Raw genomic sequence first — 20,714 nt, 5'->3', positions numbered from 1 at the left:
GGGCTAGGTACGGGCCAGCCGGCGCAGCAGAGCGTCCGCGCCGAGCGGGTACGCGCCGTGCCGGCGTACCCCGTCTGCGACCTCACGGTCCGAGGAGATCACCACGATCGGCCGGCCGGCCGGTTCCGCCCGGACCAGCCGACGGATCAGCTCGTCGGCCGTCTCCCCCCGGCGGGAGAACAGTACCCGTACGCCGCGCGGTGCGGGCGGCAGCCCGTGCACCCGCTCGGCACCGTCGAACACCACCGTCACCTCGTCCCCGGTCTGCGCCGCCACCCCGCCCAGCCCGCTGATCAAACGCTTGCGCTGCTGCTCCAGCGACATCTCGCCGAACCCGCGCTTGGTCACGTTGTAACCGTCGACGACCAGGTGCGCCCTGGGCAGCGCCAGCAACTCGTCCAACCGGGCCGGATCGTCGGTGCTGAGGGCCCGCGCGGAGGAGCGGGCGGCGGGCCGGTCGGCGTACTCGTCGGCGATGAAGTCCGCCGGCCTCCGGTCGGTCGGGTCGAGGGCCAGTTCGCGGCGCAGCCCCACCGCGGCTTGGCCGATCGTCTCCAGCAGCAGCCACAGCCGGGCGTCGTCGACCGAACGCGCGTCCTTGGCACTCTGCCGGGCGGCACCGGCCGCGCTCTCCGCGTCGGCCAGCTTCGACCGCAGCCGGCGCAGTTCGGCGTCGTGGTCGGCCGCCGCCCGCGTCGCCCGGCCCTTCTCGGTCGCCAGCAACTCGCTGGCCCGCCGGTGCTGGGCCTGGCTCTCCCGCAGCGAGCGGGCCAGCGTGCGCGCCTCCTCGCGCAACGAGCCCAGTTCCTCGCGTACCCGGGCGAGCTCGTCCCGCAGCTTGTCCGCCTCGACCCGGGCCACCGCGCGGTCGTGTTCGGCCCGGTTGGCCCGCTGTTCGGCGTCGCGGATCAGGTCGGCCACGGCGGCGCTCTCGACCTCGGCCTGCACCGCGGCCCCGCTGGCCTCGATCAGGTCCCGCCAGCCCGCCGGCCGGGAGAGATAGGCCAGCGCGGCGACCTGGACCGGGTCGGCGGCGCCCGGGGCGGCACCGGCGATCACGGCGGCGCCCAGCTCACCGGCCTCGACCACCACCCGGGCGCCGATGCGCTGCCGGAAGAGTGGGTCGGCGGCGAGTTGGGCGGCGATCGCGGCACCTCCCAGTCGGGCTCGCCGGTTGGGGGCGAACCGGGCCACCCGGCGCAGCGGTACCGGCTGCTCGTCGGCCGGCAGGCCGGGCAGCGCGGCGGCCGCGAGGGTGACGACGCGCTGCCTGACCGGCTCGGGGAGGACCGGCTCGGGCAGCGTCTCCGCCGCCCGGGACCCCACCGCTGCCGACGGTCCTCCCGTCGGCGTCGGCGCACCCGCCTCGGCGTCGACCCGCCCGACGTCGTCGCCGGCCGCCGGGTCGGCGGGGCGGTCGGACGGCGTCTCGGGGTGGGCCATCTGGCAAGTCTCCCACCGGAGGGCACGGCGCCGCCTCCTGTGTCCGCGGATCCCCGTCCGGCGGGATGGGTGTGGCGTACGGGACGGAAGTGTCGTACGGGGCTCCTACCCTGTCCCGTCGTGGCACAACCCGAATACGTCCAGGGCACCCTCGACGTGCTGACCAGCGCGTCGACCGGCCCGCGCGACGAGTTGCCGCTGCACGACACCACGTTCGTCGTGGTCGATCTCGAGACGACCGGTGGCGCCCCGGACGGCGGCGGGATCACCGAGATCGGCGCGGTCAAGGTCCGCGGCGGCGAGGAGCTGGGCGTCCTGGCCACGCTTGTCAACCCGGGTACGCCCATCCCGCCGTTCATCACGGTGCTGACCGGGATCACCCAGGCCATGCTGCTGCCCGCTCCGCCGATCGAGCAGGTGCTGCCCAGCTTCCTGGAGTTCATCCGGGACTCGGTGCTGGTCGCCCACAACGCCCCGTACGACGTGGGGTTCCTCAAGGCGGCCTGCGCCCGGCACGGCTACCCGTGGCCCAACCCGCGCGTGCTGGACACGGCGGCGCTGGCCCGCCGGGTGCTCACCCGGGACGAGGTGCCCAACCGGAAGCTGGCCACTCTCGCCGGCTATTTCCGCACCCCGCGACAACCCACCCACCGGGCCCTGGACGACGCGCAGGCCACCGTCGACGTGCTGCACGGGTTGATCGGCCGGCTGGGTGGCCACCGGGTGCACACGCTGGGCGACACGATCGAGTTCGCCAAGGCGGTGAGCCCTGCGCAGCGGCGCAAACGGCACCTGGCCGAGGGGCTGCCCCGGGTGCCGGGGGTCTACATCTTCCGGGCTGCCGACGACCGACCGCTCTACGTCGGCACCTCGGTCGACGTCGCCACCCGGGTGCGCAGTTACTTCACCGCCGCCGAGAAACGGGCCCGGATCTCCGAGATGATCGCCGCCGCCGAGCGGGTGGAGGCGGTCGAGTGCGCGCACGCGCTGGAGGCGGAGGTCCGCGAGCTGCGGATGATCGCCGCGCACGCGCCGCCGTACAACCGTCGGTCGAAGTACCCGCAGCGGGTGGTGTGGCTCAAGCTGACCGCCGAGGCGTACCCCCGGTTGTCCATGGTCAAGGCCATCGGCGGCGGCGACGAGGCTTATCTCGGTCCGTTCACCTCGCGGCGGGCGGCGGAGCTGGCCGCCGCGGCGGTGCACGACGCGCTACCGCTGCGCCAGTGCACCCACCGGTTGTCCACCCGGACCACGCTGCCCGCCTGCGCCCTCGCGGAACTGGGCCGCTGTGCGGCCCCCTGCGAGCACCGCGTCTCGGTCGCGGAGTACGAGCGGCGGGCGGTGGCGGCGTTCCGCCGGGCCACGGTGGACGACCCGCGAGCCGTGGTTGACCCGCTGCTGGCCCGGATCGAGACGCTGGCGGCGGGGCGTCGGTACGAGGAGGCCGCGGTGGTGCGCGGCCGGCTCGCCGCGCTGCTGCGCGCGGCGGTACGGATGCAGCGGCTGCTCGGGCTGGCCCGGATCGCCGAGTTGTCGGCCGCCCGGCGGACCCCCGACGGCGGCTGGGAGCTGGTCGTGGTCCGGCATGGTCGGCTCGCCGGCGCCGGCCTGGCTCCGCGGGGGGTGCCGCCGCGGGCCACGCTGGACACGGTGAAGGCCACCGCCGAGACGGTCCGCCCGGGGCACGGCCCGGTGCCCAACGCCACCGCGGAGGAGTCGGAGCGGATCCTGTCCTGGTTGGAACGCCCCGACACGCGGCTGGTCGAACTTTCCGAACCGTGGGCGTCACCGGTACGCGGCGCCGCGCGGTTCCGTGACCTGCTGGTCAAGGCCGAACGGGCGTCGTCCGCGGAACTCCCACCCGAACGCCTATGAGTAACTAGCCGATCGGACGACGGATGCTGAATTAGTCTGGGAGCCAAGTGCAGTCGTGTCCGATTCGTGGCTACCTGGCGTCCGGCGTGGACACCAACGGGGGTGGCCGGGTGAGGAGGTGTCCCGCGTGGACCTCGACGCCGGCCGCGCCGCCGCTCTCGGCGACGCCTTCCCCGCCGAGTTCCCGCTGGCTCGCCGGCTGCGCACGCTGCTGTCCTGGCCGCCCACGGACGATGATCCGGTCGCCCAGCTCGTCCGCATCCACCGCTCGGTCCATTCCGGCTCCGACGCTGCCGTGCTGCGCCGCGCCTACGTGATCGCGGAGAGCATGCACCGCGGGCAGTTCCGCAAGAGCGGCGAGCCTTACATCACCCATCCCCTGGCCGTGGCCCAGATCTGCGCCGATCTCGGGATGGACACCACCACCCTGGTGGCGGCGCTGCTGCACGACACCGTCGAAGACACCCGGTACACGTTGGAGGCTCTGGACGTCGACTTCGGCCCTGAGGTGGCCCACCTGGTGGACGGGGTGACCAAGTTCGACAAGGCGTTCTACGGCACGGCGGCCGAGGCGGAGACCATCCGCAAGATGATCATCGCGGCCGGCAAGGACGTCCGAGTGTTGATCATCAAGCTCGCCGACCGGCTGCACAACATGCGCACCCTGGACGCCCGCTCCCCCGCCTCCCGGGCCCGCATCGCCCGCGCCACCGCCGAGGTGCTGGTCCCGCTCTGCGACCGGCTCGGCATCCAGACCCTCAAGCGGGAACTCGACGACGCGGTCCTGATGCACCTGGAGCCCACCGAGTACGACCGCATCCACGCGTACGTGACCAGGGGCCGGCCGGACTGGGCGCCGTACCTGCACCGGGTGGTGGCCGAAGCCCGGGTGGTGCTACGCCGCGACAGGATCGACGCGAGGGTGGACCCCCGGCCCCGCCACTACTACTCCATCTGGAAGGACACGGTCGCGGGTGACCACACCACTCCGTACGATCTCCCCCGGATCGTGGTCGTGGTGGACGGCCCGGACAACGACTGTTACGCCGCTCTCGGCGCCATCCACGGACTGTGGCGTCCGGTGCCCGGCCGGTTCAAGGACTACATCGCCTCCCCCAAGAACAACCTCTACCGGTCGCTGCACACCACGGTGAGCGGGCCGGGTGACCGCTCGGTCGAGGTGCTGATCCGTACCCGGTCGATGCACCGGTCCGCCGAGTACGGCATCGCCGCCGACTTCCGCTATCCCCAGCCGGGGGTCCGCTCGGGAGGGCCCAGCGCCGAGCAGTTGGCGTGGCTACGTCGGGTGCTCGACCGGGAGCAGGAGACGACGGACTCGACGCAGTTCCTCCAGTCGCTACGCGGCGATCTGGCCGAGTCGCAGATCCAGGTCTTCGCCGACGGCCGGCCGGTCATCCTGCCGGCCGGCGCCACCCCCGTCGACGTCGCCTACGAACTGGGCACCCACCGTGGCGACCACTGTCTGGCCGCCAAGATCAATGGCCGGCTCGCACCGCTCTCCTCGGAGTTGGAGGACGGCGACGTGGTGGAGATCTTCACCGAGACCGCCGCACACGCCGAGCTGGACCTCACCGTCGCCCCGCCCGGTCCGCGCAAGGAGTGGCTCGGATTCGTGAAGTCACCACACGCGCAGATGCAGATCAACCGGTGGTTCGCCAAGCACGAGGAGCCGGGCATCTCGATCGCCGACAAGGTCCGCCTCGGCCGGGCGGCGATCGGCCTGGCCCTTCGCCGGCACAATCGTGGGCTGGCCAGTGACCTGCCGTTGCGCCGGCTGGCCGAGGAGGGCGGCTATCCCGACCTCGACACCATGCTCGTGGCGGTCTTCGACCGGACCCTGGAGCCGGAAGCCGTGGTGCACCAGCTCATCACCCTGGTCGACCAGCCGGACTAGCCGACGTCCAGCCGTAAGCCGGTCGAGAAACACCATCGCGACCTATCCGCCGCTGAGCTGAATGTACTCCGCACGCAGCGCGCCGTGCCGCTTGCTGATGAATCCGCTGAACACCATGAGAGGAACTATCGGCTCATGGTCCGCGCCGGACCGCACGATGTACGGTCGGCCGGCGTACGGGTTCGGCACATCACGGACGGGGTGCGGTACTCCCACCGGCCTCCGCGGATCCGCCGGATGACTTCGCCGAAGTACCACACCGCACCGTCGAGAAACGCCGGGTCCCGCGGCAGGTAGAGCTCCGTGGATGTCGGCACGTGCCGGGCGAGCAGTGCCTCCACGTCGTCGAGCGACTCCCGACCGAACCTCCACTCCGTTTCGGGTCCGTAAGTCGCCACCCATGCGGGGAACACCGCCTTGCGCTCGGCCGTCCATCCGGCGATGTACACCGCGTCGGCCTCGTCCATCTCGAACGGGTCGACGCCAGAGGTGTGCTGCTTCCTAGGCGTCCAGCCGGGATTCGCCGCCCTGTGCCGCGCCGCCGCGTCGGCCCACGCCGCGTACGCGTCGGTGAGAGTCCGGGCGGTCCGCTCGGTAAGGGCATGTTCGACGAGGCGAGCCGGGAACAGCGGTGCGAGTCCGAGGGCCTTGTCCGGGCACACGAAAGGCTCCGCATCACGCCAGCCCCAGCCGCCGCCAGTCAGCCTCAGCAGCGCCTCGCCAAGGTAGCCGGCCGCTCCGTCGAGAAGGGCCCGCTCACCGGGATCGTCGACATCGTCGGTGGAGAAAAACTCTTCAGGAGCTCCACCTCAACCGCCCGCAGCGACGCCTTGGTGAAGTCCACCTCGACGTCCCGGGACTCCAGCGCCATCAGGTTGAGGCTGATCGCGCCCACCCACTCGGTGAGGTGCTCGTCGCGGGCCACCAAGTTCTCCCTCCGTCGCCGACCCTCGCCACAGTACGGCCGGTCCTACCGCGTGACCGCGTCGGCGCCGTGGACCTAGAATTTGGTTCGCCCGTTCCTCATGCGGCTTCCAGCAAGATCCGGCGGTGGGCAGGATGTCGCCCAGGACCCTGGGCCGATCGCGCCGATGATGTCGACGACTCAACCAGCCCGGTCGCCCCCACCCCACCCGAGTCGGCCGGTCAACCTCTAGCCTGGGGTGCGTGATCACCCGCCCCAGGACCGCGCGCGCCGTCCTCTACGGCGTGTTCTACCGCCTGCCCGTGGGGTTCCGGCGCCGGCTGGTCAAGCTCGCCGTGCCGAAGTACATCGTCGGCGCGGTGGTGCTGGTGCGGGACACCGACGCGGCCGAACCGGGCCGGTTGCTGCTGGTACGCCAGCCGCCGGGCACCAAGTGGGGCCTGCCGGCCGGGCTGCTGCAGCGGGCCGAACCGCCCGTGGTCGGCGCCGCCCGGGAACTCGCCGAGGAGACGGGCGTGGAGCTGGCGCCGGAGCAGCTCACCCCCGCCGTGCCCAACGCGGTGGTGCATCGCCAGGGTTGGGTCGACGTGGTGTTCGAGGCCCGGGTGTCGGCCGAGGAGACCGAACTGGCTGTCGACGGCGCCGAGGTGCTCGAAGCGGCCTGGCACCCGTTGGACGCGCTGCCCACCCTCACGACTGCCACCACCCGGTTGCTCGGAATCTACGGCATCGGCCCGGCCGCCGGGCGGGAACCATGACCGTTTCAGCGGTGTGCGCGGTGGTGCTCGCGGCGGGTGAGGGGCGACGATTGCGTCCTCTAACGGACGTGGTGCCCAAGGCGCTCTGCCCGGTCGGCAACGTACCACTGCTCGACCGGGCGTTGGCCCGGGTCGCGGCGCTGGGCTTCGCGGACCCGGACACCGTGGCGGTCAACGCCTGCTACCTCGCCGACCAGGTGGTGCGGCACGCGACCGGCCGCGCCCACCTGTCCGTCGAGCCGGGCTCCCCGCTGGGTACGGCGGGCGGCCTGGCGCGGCTGCGGGACTGGATCGCCGGGCGTGGGGTGCTGGTCGGTAACGCGGACGGCTATCTGTCGGATCCGGACCGGCCTCCCGGGCCGGACATCGCGACCCTGCTGAACGGTTGGGACGGGCGTACCGTCCGGTTGCTCGGCCAGCCGGTCGACGACCCGGCGGACCGGGAGTTCAGCGGCCACCGGTTCGCCGGCTTCTCGCTGCTGCCCGCCCGCTACGTCGAGCGACTCTCGGCCGCGGAGCCCAACCTGGTCCGCGCCGCGTGGCGGCCGGCCGAGGCGGCCGGCGAGCTGGAGATCATCCCGTACCGGGGCAGCTACCTGGACTGCGGCACGCCGGCGGACTACCTGGCCGCCAACCTGCACGCGGCGGCGGGCGACAACCTTGTCGACCCCGACGCGGTGGTCACCGGACGCTGTGAGGGGGCCGTGGTCGGGGCGGGCGCCACCGTGCGCGGTACGGTCCGCTCCGGTGTGGTGTGGCCCGGCGAGGTGGTGTCTGCCGGAGAGGAACTGTGCCACGCCGTTCGGTTCGGCGGCGGGCGGACGGTGCCGGCGCGGCCCCCTGGCGACCGAACGGAGCACTAACATGAGCGGAACGCCCAGGAGAGGAGACCATCGGTGATCACCGCGATCGTTCTGATCGACTGCGCCACCGACTCGATCCCGGAGGTGGCCGAGGCGCTCGCCGCCCTACCGGGCGTCAGCGAGGTCTACTCGGTCGCCGGCCACACCGACCTGATCGCCATCGTCCGGGTACGCGAGTTCGACCAGGTCGCAGAGGTGATCGCCGGCCAGATCTCGAAGACACCCGGGGTGGTGAACACCGAGTCGCACATCGCCTTCCGGGCGTACTCCCAGCACGACCTCGAAGAGGCGTTCGCGATCGGCCTGGCGGACGCCGACTAGGTCGTCTCCCCATGGACGTCCGCTGGGTCCGCCGGCCGGTGGCCGGCGGACCCACCCGCTCCGCTCGCCGTCGATCAGGTGGGGCTCGGCACGGGCTCCTCGGTCAGGCCACCGGTCCCCGGGGACTCGGTGGGTGATTCGGTCGGGCTCTGGGTGCCGGGAGTGCCCGCGGTCCCGCCGGGACTGGGCGTGGCGTTCGGCACCGCGATGCCCAGGCTCTGAGCCAGCGCCTGCAGCGATTCGTAGTGCGCCTGCAGCACCGGCAGTGCCTGCTGCGCCAGCTGCTTCACCGCCGGGTCGGAGCCCTGGTTGATCTCCGTCTCGGTGGCCTGGATGGCCTGCTGCTTCGCGGCCAGTTCGGCGGTCACCCAGGCGTTGTCGAAGGCGCCCCCGCTCAGCCCCTGGAGCTGGTTGAGCACCGCCTGCTGGTCGTTGGTCGGCGCGTTCGGCAGCGTCACCCCAGTCTGCTGGGCGGTGCTCTGCACCGCCTGGTCGAGCTGGGTGTGATCGGTGACGAACTGCGTCGCGAGGTCCTTGACCTGCTGGCTCTGCGCCTTCTGCTGTGCGATGTCGCCGCCGGCGATCTCCGCCAGGTTGACCTGGTGGACGGTTTGCAGGTACTGCGTGTCCTGCGGCGACGGCTGGGCCGCGGCTTGTGCGGCGGCGGCCGGCGCGAGGCCGACGATCGCCATCCCGGCGATCACGGCTAGCCGTTTGACGCCCAACATGGTGTTCCCCCCTCGGTCGTTGGATTCGGGGGGTACCCGGTTGGCGGCCGGACACGCGGATACCGGCCGAATCATGTTTATCCGGCGTTCCGGGCATGGCGCCTGGGAGCGGCGGGTACCCGACCCTCCTGGCCCGGCCGCGAGCCGACTCCCCGAGGGCCCTCGCGGACAGCAGGCGGGCACCGGCCCGCAGCAGCCTCACCTGCCCACTATTCGCTGGATCAACTCGATGTGCGGCATGTCGGGCCGTTGGGGCCGGTACACCCCCCGATATCCCGCATCTCGTGTCGATCAAGGGATCGGCTGGCGCCACCCGCTGAGCCGGCCGACCAAAAGTCCGGCAGGCGCCTCGCAAGCCGAAAAGCGGCGATGGCGCCCACCGGGAACGGTGGGCGCCATCACGCCACATGATGCGACGCTCGCGCCTGAGGCGAAGCCGGACGCGGCGTCGAGCCCGATCCGACCGGGTCAGCGACCACCCTCGCGGGTGCCGATCTCCTGCCGCTCGGGACGGGGCTCGACCGGCGGGTGTCCGGGCGAGACCGGAGCCTCGGCCGGCTTCTCCACCGGGTAGAAGAAGCCCTTGATGGCCGGCCCGAGTGCCCCCAGCCGGTTCATCTTCTTCGGCACCACCCAGCCGGCGTATTCCAGCTCCGCGTGCCCGTCGTGTCCGTCGGCGCCGGCCAGCGGCTGGTGGACCTCGTAGAACCGGCCGTCCGGGGTGCGCCGGATGATGCCGGTCTCCACGCCGTGGGCGAGCACCTCCCGGTCGTGCTGCTGCAGGCCCAGACAGATCCGGTACGCCACGTAGTAGGCCAACGGCGGCAACAGCAGCAGGCCGATCCGACCCGCCCAGGTCATCGCGTTCAGGCTGATGTGGAACTTGTCCGCGATCACGTCGTTGGCCCCGGACAGGGTCAGCACCAGGAAGAAGGTCACCGCCATGGCGCCGAGGGCGGTCCGTCCCGGGTTGTCCCGCGGTCGCTGGAGCAGGTTGTGGACCCGGTAGTCCTTGGTCCGCCGCGCCTCGATGAACGGGTAGAGCAGCGGAAGCACCGTGAGGAAGCCGGGTAGTACCACGGTGGGCCAGAACAACGGCGGGATCACGTACCCGTCGCCGATCGGGATATTGATCTCCCAGGCCGGCATCAACCGCGTCGAGCCGTCCAGCATCATCACGTACCAGTCGGGCTGGCTGGCCGCCGAGACGACGGCGGCCTCGTACGGACCGAACAGCCAGATCGGGTTGATCTGGAAGACACCGGCGAGCAGGGCGATGACGCCGAAGACGATCATGAAGAACCCGCCCTGCTTGATCGCATAGCGCGGGAACATCCGCTCGCCCACCACGTTGTCGTTGGTCCGCCCGGGGCCGGGCCACTGGGTGTGCTTCTGCTTGAAGATCAGGCCGAGGTGCACGCTGATCAGCGCCACCAACAGGGCCGGGATCAGCAGCACGTGGGCGATGAAGAAGCGGCTGATGATGATCGTGCCAGGGAACTCGCCATTGAAGATCGCCGCGCTGACCCAGGATCCGATCACCGGGATCGACAGGATGATGGCGGAGGCGATCCGCAACCCGGTGCCGGACAGACCGTCGTCCGGCAGCGAGTAACCGGTGAATCCGGCCAGGAAGCCGACCCAGAAGAGCAGGTAGCCGATCATCCAGTTGGCCTCGCGCGGCTTGCGGAAGGCGCCGGTGAAGAAGACCCGCATCATGTGCACCACGATCGACGCCATGAACAGCAGCGCCGCCCAGTGGTGCATCTGCCGCATGATCAGGCCGCCCCGGACGTCGAACGAGATGTCCAGGCTCGAGGCGTACGCGGCCGACATGGTGGTGCCCTGCAACGGCCGGTAGCTGCCGTCGTAGACCACCTCGGTCATCGCCGGCTCGAAGAAGAACGTCAGGAAGACGCCCGTCAACAACAGCACGACGAACGAGAAGAGGGCGATCTCACCCAGCAGGAACGACCAGTGGTCGGGGAAGACCTTGTTGAGCAGCGCGCGCAGCGGCGTGGCGGCCTGGAAACGGTCGTCCACCCCACCAGCGGCCTTACCCGGTACCGCCGCTACGTCCATCTTTCGGCGTTTCATGGCCGCTCCCAGAAATCCGGCCCAACCGTCTCCGTAAAGTCGGACTTTGCCACGAAGAAGCCGTCAGCGTCCACCTCGATGGGCAACTGGGGCAGCCGGCGACTGGCGGGTCCGAAGATAGGCTTGGCGTTGTCAGTGATCAGGAACTGCGACTGGTGGCACGGGCAGAGCAGGCGGTTGGTCTGCTGCTCGTACAGGCTGGCCGGGCAGCCGGCGTGGGTGCAGATCTTCGAGTACGCGATGTAGTTGCCGTACATGTAGTCCTGCTTGCCCGCCCGCTCGTTGGCGGACCGGGCGACCTCCGCGTCGTCCTCCCGCAGGTGGATCAGCAGCACCGGCGAGTCCGCGTGCAGGTTGCTGTGCCCGTGCGGGATGCCCGGGAACACGGTCATCTGGCCACCGGGGCTGATGTCCTCGGGCCGGACCCGGGTGCCGTCCTCGCGGGTCACCGACACCAGGTCACCGTCGTTCCCCTCCGGGTCCCAGCCGGTGGTGAACATCTGGTTCTTCTCGTGCGGCTGCTTGATCAACCCACCGACCAGGGGCGCGGCGGCGACCAGGCCGACCGGCGCCAGTCCCAGCAGGGCGGTGAGACCGAGCAGCGGCCGCCGGCGGACGCCGATCTCGTCGGCCATGTAGAGCATCGTCTGCGCGGCGATCGTGCGGTCGTCGTCGGAGGACGGCCCGGTGTGCCGGTCCTGGATCGAGATCTCCCTGGGCAGCAGCTTCTTGCCCCAGGAGAGCAGGCCGAAGCCGATGCCCAGCAGCGCGACGCCGAGGGTCACCCCGAGCAGCGGGGTGTACAGCCCCCAGGAGCCCCGGTCGTACTCGAACGGCCACCAGATGTAGATGACCATGAACGCGGTCGAGGCGAGGCCGGTGAGCAGGAACATCGCCCCGATCGACCGGGTCAGCCGGCGCTCGGCCTTCGTCCCCGGAACCGGGAACGGCGGCTCGTAGTGGACGATCTCGATGTCGTCCCGACGGGCGCCCTCCTGGACGATCTCGAACCGGGAGAGCCGGCGATCACTGAGGTCCACCCTCGGCCGTGAACCGCCGTGCTGCGGCTCGGTGCCGCCGTGCTCAGTCTCGCTCATGACTTCCCCGCAATCCACAGCGCCGCGAAGACCAGCGCGACGATCCCGACCAGGAAGACGGCCAGCCCTTCGGTCGCCGGTCCGTACCGACCGAGGTTGAACCCACCCGGGTCCTCGCCCTTCTGGAGGGTGTCCTGGATGAACGCGATCAGGTCGGCCTTCTGGTCCGGCCGCAGCTGGTTGTCCCCGAACACCGGCATGTTCTGCGGGCCGCTGAGCATGGCCGCGTAGATCTGCCGGTCGCTGGACGGCGCGAGACTTGGCGCGAACTTGCCGGACGACAGCGCGCCCCCGCCACCACCGAACGCGTGGCAGGACGAGCAGTTGATCCGGTAGAGCCGGCCGCCCTCGTCGACGTCGCCACCTGCCCCCAGGTCATCCCGCTGGGGCACCTGCGGACCGCCGCCGAGTTCCTGGATGTACTGGCCGAGTTGCTGCACCTGGTCGTCGTCGAACACCGGGGGCTTGCGCTGAGCCTGCGCCTCCTGGCGAGCCATCGGCATCCGGCCGGTGCCGACCTGGAACTCCACGGCGGCCGAGCCGACGCCGACCAGGCTCGGCCCGCGACCCTCGACGCCCTGCGCGTTTCGACCATGACAGGAGACGCAGCTCACGTCGTACAGCGCCTTGCCGTCGGCGGCGGCGCCGGTGAGCTGCGGGCTCTCCTCCGCGTGCGCCTGCATGCCGGGAGCGAACACGGTGTACGCGCCACCGGCCAGGGTCAGCGCGGCCAGCAGTCGTACCGCCGCGCCGACTCGGCGGCGGCCCCTGCCGCGCGGGGTGGACGGCCCGCGACGCAGCCGCGCGAGCAGACCGCGCGGCCCGGACCGGCCCGGGCGGGACGCGGCGGCGCCGGAACGCCCGTCGGGGGTGTCAGATGTCATGGCCTGTGTCCTTAACGGTTTCTCGACCTTGTGCTTATGACGGAACAGCGGCACGGAATGTGACACGTGCCAAGATCACTGCAACCAGTAGATCATCCCGTACAGAGCGATCCACACCACATCCACGAAGTGCCAGTAGTACGACACGACGATCGCCGAGGTGGCCTGAGCCGGAGTGAACCGGCCCATGGTGGTCCTGATCATGAAGATGATGAACGCGACGAGGCCGCCGGTCACGTGCAGGCCGTGGAAGCCGGTGGTCAGGTAGAACATCGACCCGTAGCCGTCACCGTTGATCTTGATGCCCTCGTGTACCAGCTCGCGGTACTCGTTGAGCTGTCCCAGCACGAAGACCAGGCCCATCACGAAGGTGATGGCGAACCAGCGGCGCAGCGCGAAGACATCGCCCTTCTCCGCCGCGAACACGCCGAGCTGGCAGGTCACCGAGGAGAGCACCAGGATCACCGTGAAGGTGGTCGCGTAGGGGATGTTGAGGTGCTCGGTGTGCTCGGCCCACTGCTCGGGCGCCGCCGCCCGGATGGAGAAGTACATCGCGAACAGCGCCGCAAAGAACATCAACTCACTGGAGAGCCACACGATCGTCCCGACGCTGACCATGTTGGGACGCGTCAACGAGTGGATCCGGCTCTTGTCAATCGCTGGGGCCGCAGTCACGCGGTCATTATTGCCTCCGATCAGCGGCGGCGATCGTCGGGGTGGCCAATCCGGTCCCCGAACCATCCGGAGGTGGTCCCGACAAGCGAGACAGGCGGGCCCGTCCGGCCGCCGGTCGCCCGTCCGGCCGCGGCGCCCGCGCACCGGTCGGCCCAGCGACCGCCGCTCGGCCGACCGCCGCTCGGCCGCCCGCCGGACCGCCCGGTACGACCTGGCCTAACCTGGAGGGCGTGCTGTACCTCGCCACCGCCGGAACTCCGAGCCCGGTCGCCGCCGGCCCGCCACCGTTCACCGCCGTACGGGTCCTCACCGAGTCGGCGGTGGACAACTGGCTGGCGGTCCTGCTCGTGCTGGCCGCGGCCGGCTACCTGTACGGCGTTCATCGGCTGCGGATGCGCGGCGATCGCTGGCCGATCAGCCGTACGCTGCTCTTCCTCGGGCCGGGTCTGGGCGGGATCGCCCTGGTCACGCTGAGCGGGCTGGGCGCCTACGACACGACGCTGCTCTCGGTGCACATGGTGCAGCACATGGTCCTCTCCATGGTGGCGCCGATCTTCCTCGCTCTCGGTGCGCCCGTGACGCTGGCGCTGCGGACGTTGCCCCGGGCCCCCCGGCGGTATCTGCTGGCCCTGGTGCACAGTCGGTTCGCCCGGGTGGTCAGCTTCCCGCTGGTCGCCTTCGCGATCTTCGTGGTCAACCCGTTCGTGCTCTACTTCACCGGCCTCTACGAGGTCACGCTGGCGAACGACTGGGCGCACGAACTCGTCCACGCGCACTTCATCGCCACCGGATGCCTGTTCTTCTGGCCGCTGGTCGGGCTGGACCCGCTGCCCGGCCGCTGGCCGTACCCGGCCCGCGGCCTGTTGATGGTGCTGTCCGTGCCGTTCCATACGGTTCTCGGCCTGACCGTCATGCAGTCCAGCACCCTGTTCGGCGGTGACTGGTATCCGTCCCTCGGCTTGTCCTGGGCCGATCCGTGGGCCGACCAGCGGGTCGCCGGTGGGATTCTCTGGGCCGGCGGGGAGTTCGTCAGTGTGACAATGCTCGCCGTGCTTGTCTACCAGTGGATGCGTCAGTCCGAGCGGGAGGCCCGCCGCGCCGACCGGGAACTGGACCGGCAGGAGGCCCGCGAGCACGCCGCCGGTGCCCCCGCCTGACGGCCCGACCCCCGCCCGACGGTGCGACCCCGCTGGCGCGGGGGCACGACCCTGGCGGCTCCCGGTGTCGGCTGCCGGACCGGCCGTCCGGCGGCGCGGGGGTGACCGGTACGATCAGCGCGCAGCTAAGAGGTGGGAGCCCTGCGACGATGAGCGATCGTGTGTACACCGTCCTGCTCTACAGCGACGACCCGGAGGTCCGCGACCGGATGCGGCTCGCCGTGGGCACCCGGCCGGCCGGCGATCTGGTGGTCGAGTTCGTCGAGGCCAGCGACTACGACGAGTGCGTGCGGGTGGTCGATGACTACGAGGTCGACCTGATGCTGCTGGACGGCGAGGCCAGCCCCGGTGGTGGCCTCGGCATCGCCCGACAGATCAAGGACGACCGACCGGACGCTCCGCCCACCTGCGTGGTCATCGCCCGTGCGGCGGACCGCTGGCTCGCCGCGTACTCCCGGGCGGACGCCACCCTCACGCACCCGCTGGACCCGGTGGCCACGGGACAGACCGTCGCCGGTCTGCTGCGGGCCCGCGCGGCGGGGGCGACGCCGGTAGCCTGAGGCGGCGCCGGGCGGCAATGAGGCCGCCGCGGCGCTCAGCATCCCATCGCCGGATCGGGAGGGTCGCCATGGGCGAACGGACCTGGCCCAACCTGCTGGCCGCGCTGCTACGCGCCGAGCACCTCGCCACCGCGGACACCGCCTGGGCGATGGAAGAGATCATCACTGGCTCGGCGACGACGGCGCAGATCGCCGGCTTCGCGCTGGCGCTGCGGGCCAAGGGCGAGACCCCGGCCGAACTCGCTGGGCTGGTGGAGGGGATGCTCGGCCACGCCGTCACCGTGGACCTTCCCGCCGGCGTACGCGACCGGGCGGTCGACGTGGTGGGCACGGGCGGCGATCGGCAGCACACCGTGAACATCTCCACCATGACGGCACTGGTGGTCGCCGGTGCCGGGGTCCCCGTGGTCAAGCACGGCAACCGCGCCGCCTCCTCGCTCTGCGGCACCGCCGACCTGCTGGAGCATCTCGGGGTACCGCTGGATCTGGGGCCGGCGGACGTGGCCCGCTGTGTCACCGAGGCGGGCATCGGCTTCTGCTTCGCCCCCCGGTTCCACCCGGGGTTCCGGCACGCCGGGCCGGTCCGTCGGGTGTTGGGGGTGCCTACCGCGTTCAACTTCCTCGGACCGCTGACCAACCCGGGTCGCCCGCGGTCCGGTGCCGTGGGGTGCTTCGACAGGGACATGGCCGGTGTGATGGCCGCCGTGTTCGCCCGGCGCGGCGACTCGGTGCTGGTGATGCGAGGTGAGGACGGGCTTGACGAGTTCACCACCGCCGCCCCGACCCGGATCTGGCTGGCCCGCGACGGCGAGGTGACCGAGACCGTGCTGGACGCCACCGAGCTGGGTGTCGCTCGCGGCGCCCCCGGTGACCTGCGGGGCGGCGACGTCGCGTTCAACGCCGACGTGGCCCGCCGGCTGCTGGCCGGCGAGGCGGGACCGGTACGCGACGCGGTGCTGGTGAACAGCGCGGCGGCGCTCGCCGCGCAGCAGGGGCTTCCCGGCGATCTCGTGGACACCATGCGGGCCGGACTGACCCGAGCGGCGGAGGCGATCGACTCCGGCGCGGCGGCCGCCACGCTGGACCGCTGGATCGACGCCGCCCGCCGGCCCCCCACCACAACGATCTAGGGCAGATGGTCGTGATCGGAGATCAACTAACGACCATCTGCCCTAGATCGACAGGAAGAAGGGGGTTAGTGCTCGGCGGTGCGGCGGGTGCCGCTGTAGTACTCGAAGAGCAGGCCGCATGAGGCGAACACGACCGCCACCATGCCGAGACCCACCAACCAGAGCTGCCACAGGACCAGGCCCAGGCCGGCGGTGGTGGCGGACAGCGCCAAACCGAACGGCCAGTAGCTGCCCGGGCTGAAGAAGCCGACCTCACCGGCGCCGTCGGAGATCTCCGCGTCCGGCCGGTCCTCCGGTCGGAGGTCGATCCGGCGCGCGACGAACCAGAAGAAGCCGCCCAGCATCAGGCAGAGCAGGAACGACAGCAGCAGGGCCACCGAACCGACCCACTCGATACCGCCGCTCTGCCAGTTCGTCCACGCCGCGTACAGGATGGTCGCGAAGAGCAGGAATCCCGCGACGATGCCGAAGATGCGGTACTCGGTCTTCATGATCCGTCCTCAGTTGCCCGCGCCGACGGCGTTGGTCGGGTTGAAGTTCTGCTGGGTCCGCTTGGTGTCGAACGGCTCCGTCGTCGTGGCGTACGGGTCCTCGCCGATGGCCGTCAGCGCCTCCTGGGTCGACTTGCCCTCCTGCTTGGCGGCCAGGAAACGGTCGTACTTGTCCGGCGACACCACCCGAAGCTCGAAGTTCATCATCGAGTGGTACGTGCCGCACAGCTCGGCGCACCGGCCCACGTACGCGCCCTCGGCGTCGATGCGCTCCACCTCGAAGACGTTCCGGATGTTGCCCGGGAAGACGTCCCGCTTGAACAGCATCTCCGGCACCCAGAACGAATGCACGACGTCCCGGCTGGTCTCCTCGAACCGGATGGACCGGTCTGTGGGCAGCACCAGGACCGGGATGACGTCCGAGGTGCCCAGCGTGGAGGCCACCGTGTTGGCGTCCACACCGGCGCCATCGCGGTAGTTGAACTGCCAGTTCCACTTGAAGCCGACGATCTCCACCACCACGTCCGGGTTCCGGTTCAGCCGGTCGACGTCGGTCTGCACGATCGCGGTGTAGTAGAACAGCACCGAGACGATCAGGATCGGCGCGATCGTGTAGAGGAACTCCATCGGCATGTTGTAGCGGGTCTGGGCGGGCAGCTCGTCGCCGCGCTTCCGGTAGCGGATGATGCACCAGAAGATCAGGCCCCAGACGAAGACCCCGACCACCAACGCGGCGATCGTGGAGGCGATCCACAGGTCGTACATCTGGTTGGCCTGCGGTGTGATGCCGTTCGACGGCCAGCCGAAGTTGCCGAACGTCTCGCCGACGTTGCACCCGCTGAGCAGGGCCAGCGAGGCCACCGCAGCGAGACCGAGCCCGGCGAGGCGCCGCGCGCCGCGGGCGCGTCCCCGAGCGCCGGCCGCCGGCCGTCCGTTCGAACCCCAAGCGTGCACCTGGTCCTGCCTCCCTCACGCACCACCCGCGCGCGGCTGCCGTTACCCACCGCGGCAAGGCCGCACCGACGGTCGCAGATTACTCGACCTTCACAGGATGACCGGCTCGGGGGTGGGTTGTCCGGTCGACGGCGGATCTTGTGGCGGCCGGGGACGAGATACCGTTTCCGGGTGAATTCTCCGGCGGAGCAGAGCGGGACGATCCCGGCCGTCTATCTCGACGCGGCCAGCGCCGCGCCGCCGCATCCGGTGGCTCGGCAGGCGCTGCTGGCCGCCCTTGAGGACGGGTGGGCCGATCCGGGTCGGCTCTACGCCGCCGGCCGGCGGGCCGCCCAACTGCTCGACGCCGCCCGGGCGGCGGCCGCGGAGGTCCTCCGGGTACGCCCCGACGAACTCTCCTTCACCGCCAGCGGCACCACCGCGGCCCACGCGGCGGTGCTGGGCGGCCTGGCCGGTCGGCGGCGGGCCGGTGGCGCCCTGGTGCACTCGGCGATCGAGCACTCGGCGGTGTTGCACGCCGCTCGACGGCACGAGGAGGGTGGCGGACGGGTGGTCTCCGTACCGGTGGATCGGCTCGGTCGGCTCGACGCCGCCACCTGGTCGGCGGCGGTGACCGGACCGGGCGTGGCGCTGGCTGCGCTGATCGCGGCCAGTCACGAGGTGGGTACGGTGCAGCCGGTGGCCGAGGCCGCGGGGGCGTGTGCCGCCGCCGGGGTGCCGTTGTACGTCGACGCGGCCCAGGTGGTCGGCCGCGCGGACGTGCCGGACGGCTGGTCACTGCTCACCGCGAGTGCGCACAAGTGGGGTGGTCCGCCCGGGGTGGGACTGTTGGTGGTCCGCAAGGGCACTCGATGGGAGTCGCCCTACCCGGCCGACGACCGGGAGTCCGGCCGTACCCCGGGGGTGTCGAACCTGCCGGCGATCGTCGCCGCCGTCGCCGCGCTGCGGGCGGTCCGCGCCGACGCGGCGGCCCAGGCGGCCCGGCTGCACGCCCTGGTGGACCGGATCCGGGCCACCGTGCCGGCCAGCGTGCCGGACGTCGAGGTGGTCGGGGACCCGGTTCACCGGCTGCCGCACCTGGTCACCTTCTCCTGCCTGTACGTCGACGGGGAGGCGCTGCTGCACGCGCTGGACCGGCGGGGTTTCGCGGTCTCCTCGGGGTCCTCCTGCACGTCGTCCACGCTGCGCCCGTCGCACGTGCTGGAGGCCATGGGGGTGCTGTCGCACGGCAACATCAGAATCTCGCTCCCCCTCGACACGGCGGAGGCCGACGTGGACCGGTTCCTCGCCGAACTGCCGGGTATCGTGGCCGACCTGCGGGCCGAGGCGGGGGTGACGGGACTGTGACCGACGATGCGACGACCGTACAGCTGGACTGCCTCGGCCAGCGCTGCCCGCTGCCGGTGATCGCGGTGGCCCGGCGGATCACCGAGGTGCCGGTGGGCGCGGTGGTCCGGGTGCTGGCCGACGATCCCGCCGCGGCGATCGACATCCCGGCCTGGTGCCGGATGCGCGGCCAGGAGTTCGTCGGCAGGTCACTGGTGGACGGCGCGCCGGCGTACGAGGTCCGCCGCGCCCACTGACCCGCAAACTTCACCCTGCCGGAACAACCCCCGGGACCGCTCGGGAGCCGGTCCGGCGCAGCATCGCCGGCAGGGTCACTGCCCCAGGTGGGGCCGGACGTCATCGGCGGCGGCGTCGCCGTACGACTCGCCGAGCCGCTTGATGAAGACGTCCTTGCGCACCTCGTACTCCTGGCCGCCGAAGGACTCCAGCACGAGTCCGGCGTGCAGGCAACCGACCTGGGCGGCCCGCTCCAGGCCGAGACCCCAGGACAGCGCCGCGAAGAAGCCGGCCCGGAAGCCGTCCCCCACGCCGGTCGGGTCGGTGGCCTGGACGCCCTTGGCGACCGGCACACGGAACGGTTCCACACCCCGGCCGGCGATCTCGACGCCGTCCTTGCCGAGCGTGGTGACCCGCACCGCGACCTTCTCCAGCAACTGTGCGTCGGTGAGGCCGGTCTTGCTCTGCAGCAGCGACTTCTCGTACTCGTTGGTCATCAGGAACTCGGCACCGTCGATCAACCCGGCCAGGTCGGTGCCGCCCATCCGGGCGAGCTGCTGGGACGGGTCGGCGGCGAACCGGTAACCGCGCTCGCGGCACTCCTCGGACTGGCGGACCATCGCCTCCGGGTCACTGGCGCTGATCAGCACCAGATCCAGCCCGCCGAGCCGGTCGGCGACCGGACGGAGCTCGATGTTGCGTGACTCGCTCATCGCGCCGGCATAGAACGACGCGATCTGGCACATGTCCTCGTCCGTGGTGCAGACGAAGCGGGCGGTGTGCGCGATCTCGCTGACGTGCACCGAGTCGCAGTCCACCCCGTGCCGCTCCAGCCAGGAACGGTAGTCGGCGAAGTCGTTGCCGACGGCACCGAGCAGCACCGGGCGCAGCCCGAGTTGCGCCATGCCGAAGCAGATGTTGCCGGCGACCCCGCCGCGACGCAGCACCAGGTCGTCGACGAGGAACGACAGCGACACCTTGTGCAGCTGGTCGGCGATGAGCTGGTCGGCGAACCGGCCGGGGAAGCTCATCAGGTGGTCGGTGGCGATCGAGCCGGAAACGGCGATCTTCATGTCGGCCCTCAAGGTCGGAAGCGGATGGCGCGCGAAGCGCCGCAACAGCCTACCGGTTGACCCTCGACGCGTCGTCGATCCGTGGCCGGCGAGTCATCCTCCGGCCACCTCTGTGCCACCATCCGGCACCGGGCCGGCCGCCGCAACCGGGGACGACACGAACCGCAGCGGGGACGACACGAACAACAGACGGCGGGGCCGGCAC

At 71.2% G+C, this 20,714-nt stretch carries 21 protein-coding genes; 10 read left to right on the top strand and 11 right to left on the bottom strand.

All coding sequences use genetic code 11. From position 1 onward, the window contains the following. Nucleotides 1-3: 3 nt before the first annotated feature. Nucleotides 4-1,443: an NYN domain-containing protein gene (locus ACFQUZ_RS18720; protein ID WP_377443828.1), complete on the bottom strand. Its 1,440-nt coding sequence runs from the start codon at nucleotides 1,441-1,443 to the stop codon at nucleotides 4-6. Nucleotides 1,444-1,563: 120 nt separating this feature from the next. Between ACFQUZ_RS18720 and ACFQUZ_RS18715 the strand changes: the two genes are divergently transcribed. Together ACFQUZ_RS18715 and ACFQUZ_RS18710 are read left to right on the top strand one after the other, a co-directional pair. Continuing rightward, on the top strand, nucleotides 1,564-3,318 hold the full coding sequence (locus ACFQUZ_RS18715; protein WP_377443827.1) for a DEDD exonuclease domain-containing protein: 1,755 nt from the start codon (nucleotides 1,564-1,566) through the stop codon (nucleotides 3,316-3,318). A 127-nt stretch (nucleotides 3,319-3,445) separates the two neighbouring features. Next, entirely contained in the window at nucleotides 3,446-5,233 is a 1,788-nt protein-coding gene (locus ACFQUZ_RS18710) for a RelA/SpoT family protein (protein WP_377443825.1), read from the top strand. 125 nt (nucleotides 5,234-5,358) lie between these two features. On the opposite strand, the gene ACFQUZ_RS18705 is transcribed toward ACFQUZ_RS18710, so the two are convergent. Both ACFQUZ_RS18705 and ACFQUZ_RS18700 read right to left on the bottom strand, forming a co-directional pair. Then, entirely contained in the window at nucleotides 5,359-5,895 is a 537-nt protein-coding gene (locus ACFQUZ_RS18705) for a hypothetical protein (RefSeq protein WP_377443823.1), read from the bottom strand. Between the two features lie 44 nt (nucleotides 5,896-5,939). Beyond that, entirely contained in the window at nucleotides 5,940-6,158 is a 219-nt protein-coding gene (locus ACFQUZ_RS18700; RefSeq protein ID WP_377443822.1) for a hypothetical protein, read from the bottom strand. A gap of 242 nt (nucleotides 6,159-6,400) precedes the next feature. On the opposite strand from ACFQUZ_RS18700, the gene ACFQUZ_RS18695 reads away from it, so the two are divergent. From ACFQUZ_RS18695 to ACFQUZ_RS18685, 3 genes are read left to right on the top strand one after another with little or no spacing between them, the layout of a single operon-like run. After that, on the top strand, nucleotides 6,401-6,916 hold the full coding sequence (locus tag ACFQUZ_RS18695) for an NUDIX hydrolase (RefSeq protein ID WP_377443820.1): 516 nt from the start codon (nucleotides 6,401-6,403) through the stop codon (nucleotides 6,914-6,916). Beyond that, nucleotides 6,913-7,779 (top strand): NDP-sugar synthase, encoded by an 867-nt coding sequence (locus ACFQUZ_RS18690; RefSeq protein WP_377443818.1) that lies wholly within the window; start codon nucleotides 6,913-6,915, stop codon nucleotides 7,777-7,779. The genes ACFQUZ_RS18695 and ACFQUZ_RS18690 overlap by 4 nt, the downstream gene beginning before the upstream one ends. Before the next feature lie 33 nt (nucleotides 7,780-7,812). After that, on the top strand, nucleotides 7,813-8,100 hold the full coding sequence (locus ACFQUZ_RS18685; protein WP_377443816.1) for an Lrp/AsnC family transcriptional regulator: 288 nt from the start codon (nucleotides 7,813-7,815) through the stop codon (nucleotides 8,098-8,100). 74 nt (nucleotides 8,101-8,174) lie between these two features. On the opposite strand, the gene ACFQUZ_RS18680 is transcribed toward ACFQUZ_RS18685, so the two are convergent. From ACFQUZ_RS18680 to ACFQUZ_RS18660, 5 genes are all read right to left on the bottom strand, one after another. After that, entirely contained in the window at nucleotides 8,175-8,828 is a 654-nt protein-coding gene (locus ACFQUZ_RS18680; RefSeq protein ID WP_377443814.1) for a DUF4142 domain-containing protein, read from the bottom strand. Nucleotides 8,829-9,296: 468 nt separating this feature from the next. After that, complete coding sequence (locus ACFQUZ_RS18675; RefSeq protein WP_377443812.1) at nucleotides 9,297-10,925, bottom strand: cytochrome bc complex cytochrome b subunit; 1,629 nt, start codon at nucleotides 10,923-10,925, stop codon at nucleotides 9,297-9,299. Next, a complete protein-coding gene (locus ACFQUZ_RS18670; protein ID WP_377443810.1) occupies nucleotides 10,922-12,022 on the bottom strand; it encodes a ubiquinol-cytochrome c reductase iron-sulfur subunit in 1,101 nt (366 codons plus the stop codon). The genes ACFQUZ_RS18675 and ACFQUZ_RS18670 overlap by 4 nt, the downstream gene beginning before the upstream one ends. Continuing rightward, on the bottom strand, nucleotides 12,019-12,906 hold the full coding sequence (locus tag ACFQUZ_RS18665) for a cytochrome c (protein WP_377443808.1): 888 nt from the start codon (nucleotides 12,904-12,906) through the stop codon (nucleotides 12,019-12,021). Before ACFQUZ_RS18665 ends, ACFQUZ_RS18670 begins: the two co-directional genes overlap by 4 nt. 75 nt (nucleotides 12,907-12,981) lie before the next feature. Then, complete coding sequence (locus tag ACFQUZ_RS18660) at nucleotides 12,982-13,581, bottom strand: heme-copper oxidase subunit III (protein WP_377443806.1); 600 nt, start codon at nucleotides 13,579-13,581, stop codon at nucleotides 12,982-12,984. Nucleotides 13,582-13,802: 221 nt separating this feature from the next. Here ACFQUZ_RS18660 and ACFQUZ_RS18655 point away from each other — a divergent pair, with 221 nt between their 5' ends. From ACFQUZ_RS18655 to trpD, 3 genes are all read left to right on the top strand, one after another. Continuing rightward, nucleotides 13,803-14,738 (top strand): cytochrome c oxidase assembly protein, encoded by a 936-nt coding sequence (locus ACFQUZ_RS18655; protein WP_377444036.1) that lies wholly within the window; start codon nucleotides 13,803-13,805, stop codon nucleotides 14,736-14,738. 149 nt (nucleotides 14,739-14,887) lie between these two features. Then, a complete protein-coding gene (locus ACFQUZ_RS18650; RefSeq protein ID WP_377443804.1) occupies nucleotides 14,888-15,298 on the top strand; it encodes a hypothetical protein in 411 nt (136 codons plus the stop codon). A 68-nt stretch (nucleotides 15,299-15,366) separates the two neighbouring features. Then, nucleotides 15,367-16,428, top strand: a complete 1,062-nt coding sequence (gene trpD / locus ACFQUZ_RS18645; RefSeq protein ID WP_377443802.1) for an anthranilate phosphoribosyltransferase — start codon at nucleotides 15,367-15,369, stop codon at nucleotides 16,426-16,428. Between the two features lie 65 nt (nucleotides 16,429-16,493). On the opposite strand, the gene ACFQUZ_RS18640 is transcribed toward trpD, so the two are convergent. Both ACFQUZ_RS18640 and coxB read right to left on the bottom strand, forming a co-directional pair. Next, nucleotides 16,494-16,919, bottom strand: coding sequence for a cytochrome c oxidase subunit 4 (locus tag ACFQUZ_RS18640; RefSeq protein ID WP_377443801.1), 426 nt, complete (start codon nucleotides 16,917-16,919; stop codon nucleotides 16,494-16,496). Nucleotides 16,920-16,928: 9 nt separating this feature from the next. Continuing rightward, nucleotides 16,929-17,873: a cytochrome c oxidase subunit II gene (gene coxB / locus ACFQUZ_RS18635; protein ID WP_377443799.1), complete on the bottom strand. Its 945-nt coding sequence runs from the start codon at nucleotides 17,871-17,873 to the stop codon at nucleotides 16,929-16,931. Between the two features lie 201 nt (nucleotides 17,874-18,074). Between coxB and ACFQUZ_RS18630 the strand changes: the two genes are divergently transcribed. Both ACFQUZ_RS18630 and ACFQUZ_RS18625 read left to right on the top strand, forming a co-directional pair. Then, a complete protein-coding gene (locus ACFQUZ_RS18630; RefSeq protein ID WP_377444034.1) occupies nucleotides 18,075-19,220 on the top strand; it encodes a cysteine desulfurase family protein in 1,146 nt (381 codons plus the stop codon). Further along, entirely contained in the window at nucleotides 19,217-19,456 is a 240-nt protein-coding gene (locus tag ACFQUZ_RS18625) for a sulfurtransferase TusA family protein (RefSeq protein ID WP_377443797.1), read from the top strand. Before ACFQUZ_RS18630 ends, ACFQUZ_RS18625 begins: the two co-directional genes overlap by 4 nt. A 75-nt stretch (nucleotides 19,457-19,531) precedes the next feature. On the opposite strand, the gene ACFQUZ_RS18620 is transcribed toward ACFQUZ_RS18625, so the two are convergent. After that, complete coding sequence (locus ACFQUZ_RS18620; RefSeq protein WP_377443795.1) at nucleotides 19,532-20,509, bottom strand: carbohydrate kinase family protein; 978 nt, start codon at nucleotides 20,507-20,509, stop codon at nucleotides 19,532-19,534. Nucleotides 20,510-20,714: the final 205 nt, after the last annotated feature.

The organism is Plantactinospora sp. GCM10030261, from assembly GCF_042666615.1.
In the GTDB taxonomy this organism is placed as follows: domain Bacteria; phylum Actinomycetota; class Actinomycetes; order Mycobacteriales; family Micromonosporaceae; genus KBS50.
Note: the sequence above shows the minus strand (reverse complement) of the source record. Positions and strands in the feature narration are given on the sequence as shown.

Bases quoted from the DNA above. Each gene is read 5' to 3' on its own strand.
- ACFQUZ_RS18720 (WP_377443828.1), bottom strand. From the start codon at position 1,443: ATGGCCCACCCCGAGACGCCGTCCGACCGCCCCGCCGACCCGGCGGCC.
- ACFQUZ_RS18690 (WP_377443818.1), top strand. From the start codon at position 6,913: ATGACCGTTTCAGCGGTGTGCGCGGTGGTGCTCGCGGCGGGTGAGGGG.
- ACFQUZ_RS18680 (WP_377443814.1), bottom strand. From the start codon at position 8,828: ATGTTGGGCGTCAAACGGCTAGCCGTGATCGCCGGGATGGCGATCGTC.
- ACFQUZ_RS18675 (WP_377443812.1), bottom strand. From the start codon at position 10,925: ATGAAACGCCGAAAGATGGACGTAGCGGCGGTACCGGGTAAGGCCGCT.
- ACFQUZ_RS18670 (WP_377443810.1), bottom strand. From the start codon at position 12,022: ATGAGCGAGACTGAGCACGGCGGCACCGAGCCGCAGCACGGCGGTTCA.
- ACFQUZ_RS18665 (WP_377443808.1), bottom strand. From the start codon at position 12,906: ATGACATCTGACACCCCCGACGGGCGTTCCGGCGCCGCCGCGTCCCGC.
- ACFQUZ_RS18650 (WP_377443804.1), top strand. From the start codon at position 14,888: ATGAGCGATCGTGTGTACACCGTCCTGCTCTACAGCGACGACCCGGAG.
- trpD (WP_377443802.1), top strand. From the start codon at position 15,367: ATGGGCGAACGGACCTGGCCCAACCTGCTGGCCGCGCTGCTACGCGCC.
- ACFQUZ_RS18640 (WP_377443801.1), bottom strand. From the start codon at position 16,919: ATGAAGACCGAGTACCGCATCTTCGGCATCGTCGCGGGATTCCTGCTC.
- ACFQUZ_RS18620 (WP_377443795.1), bottom strand. From the start codon at position 20,509: ATGAAGATCGCCGTTTCCGGCTCGATCGCCACCGACCACCTGATGAGC.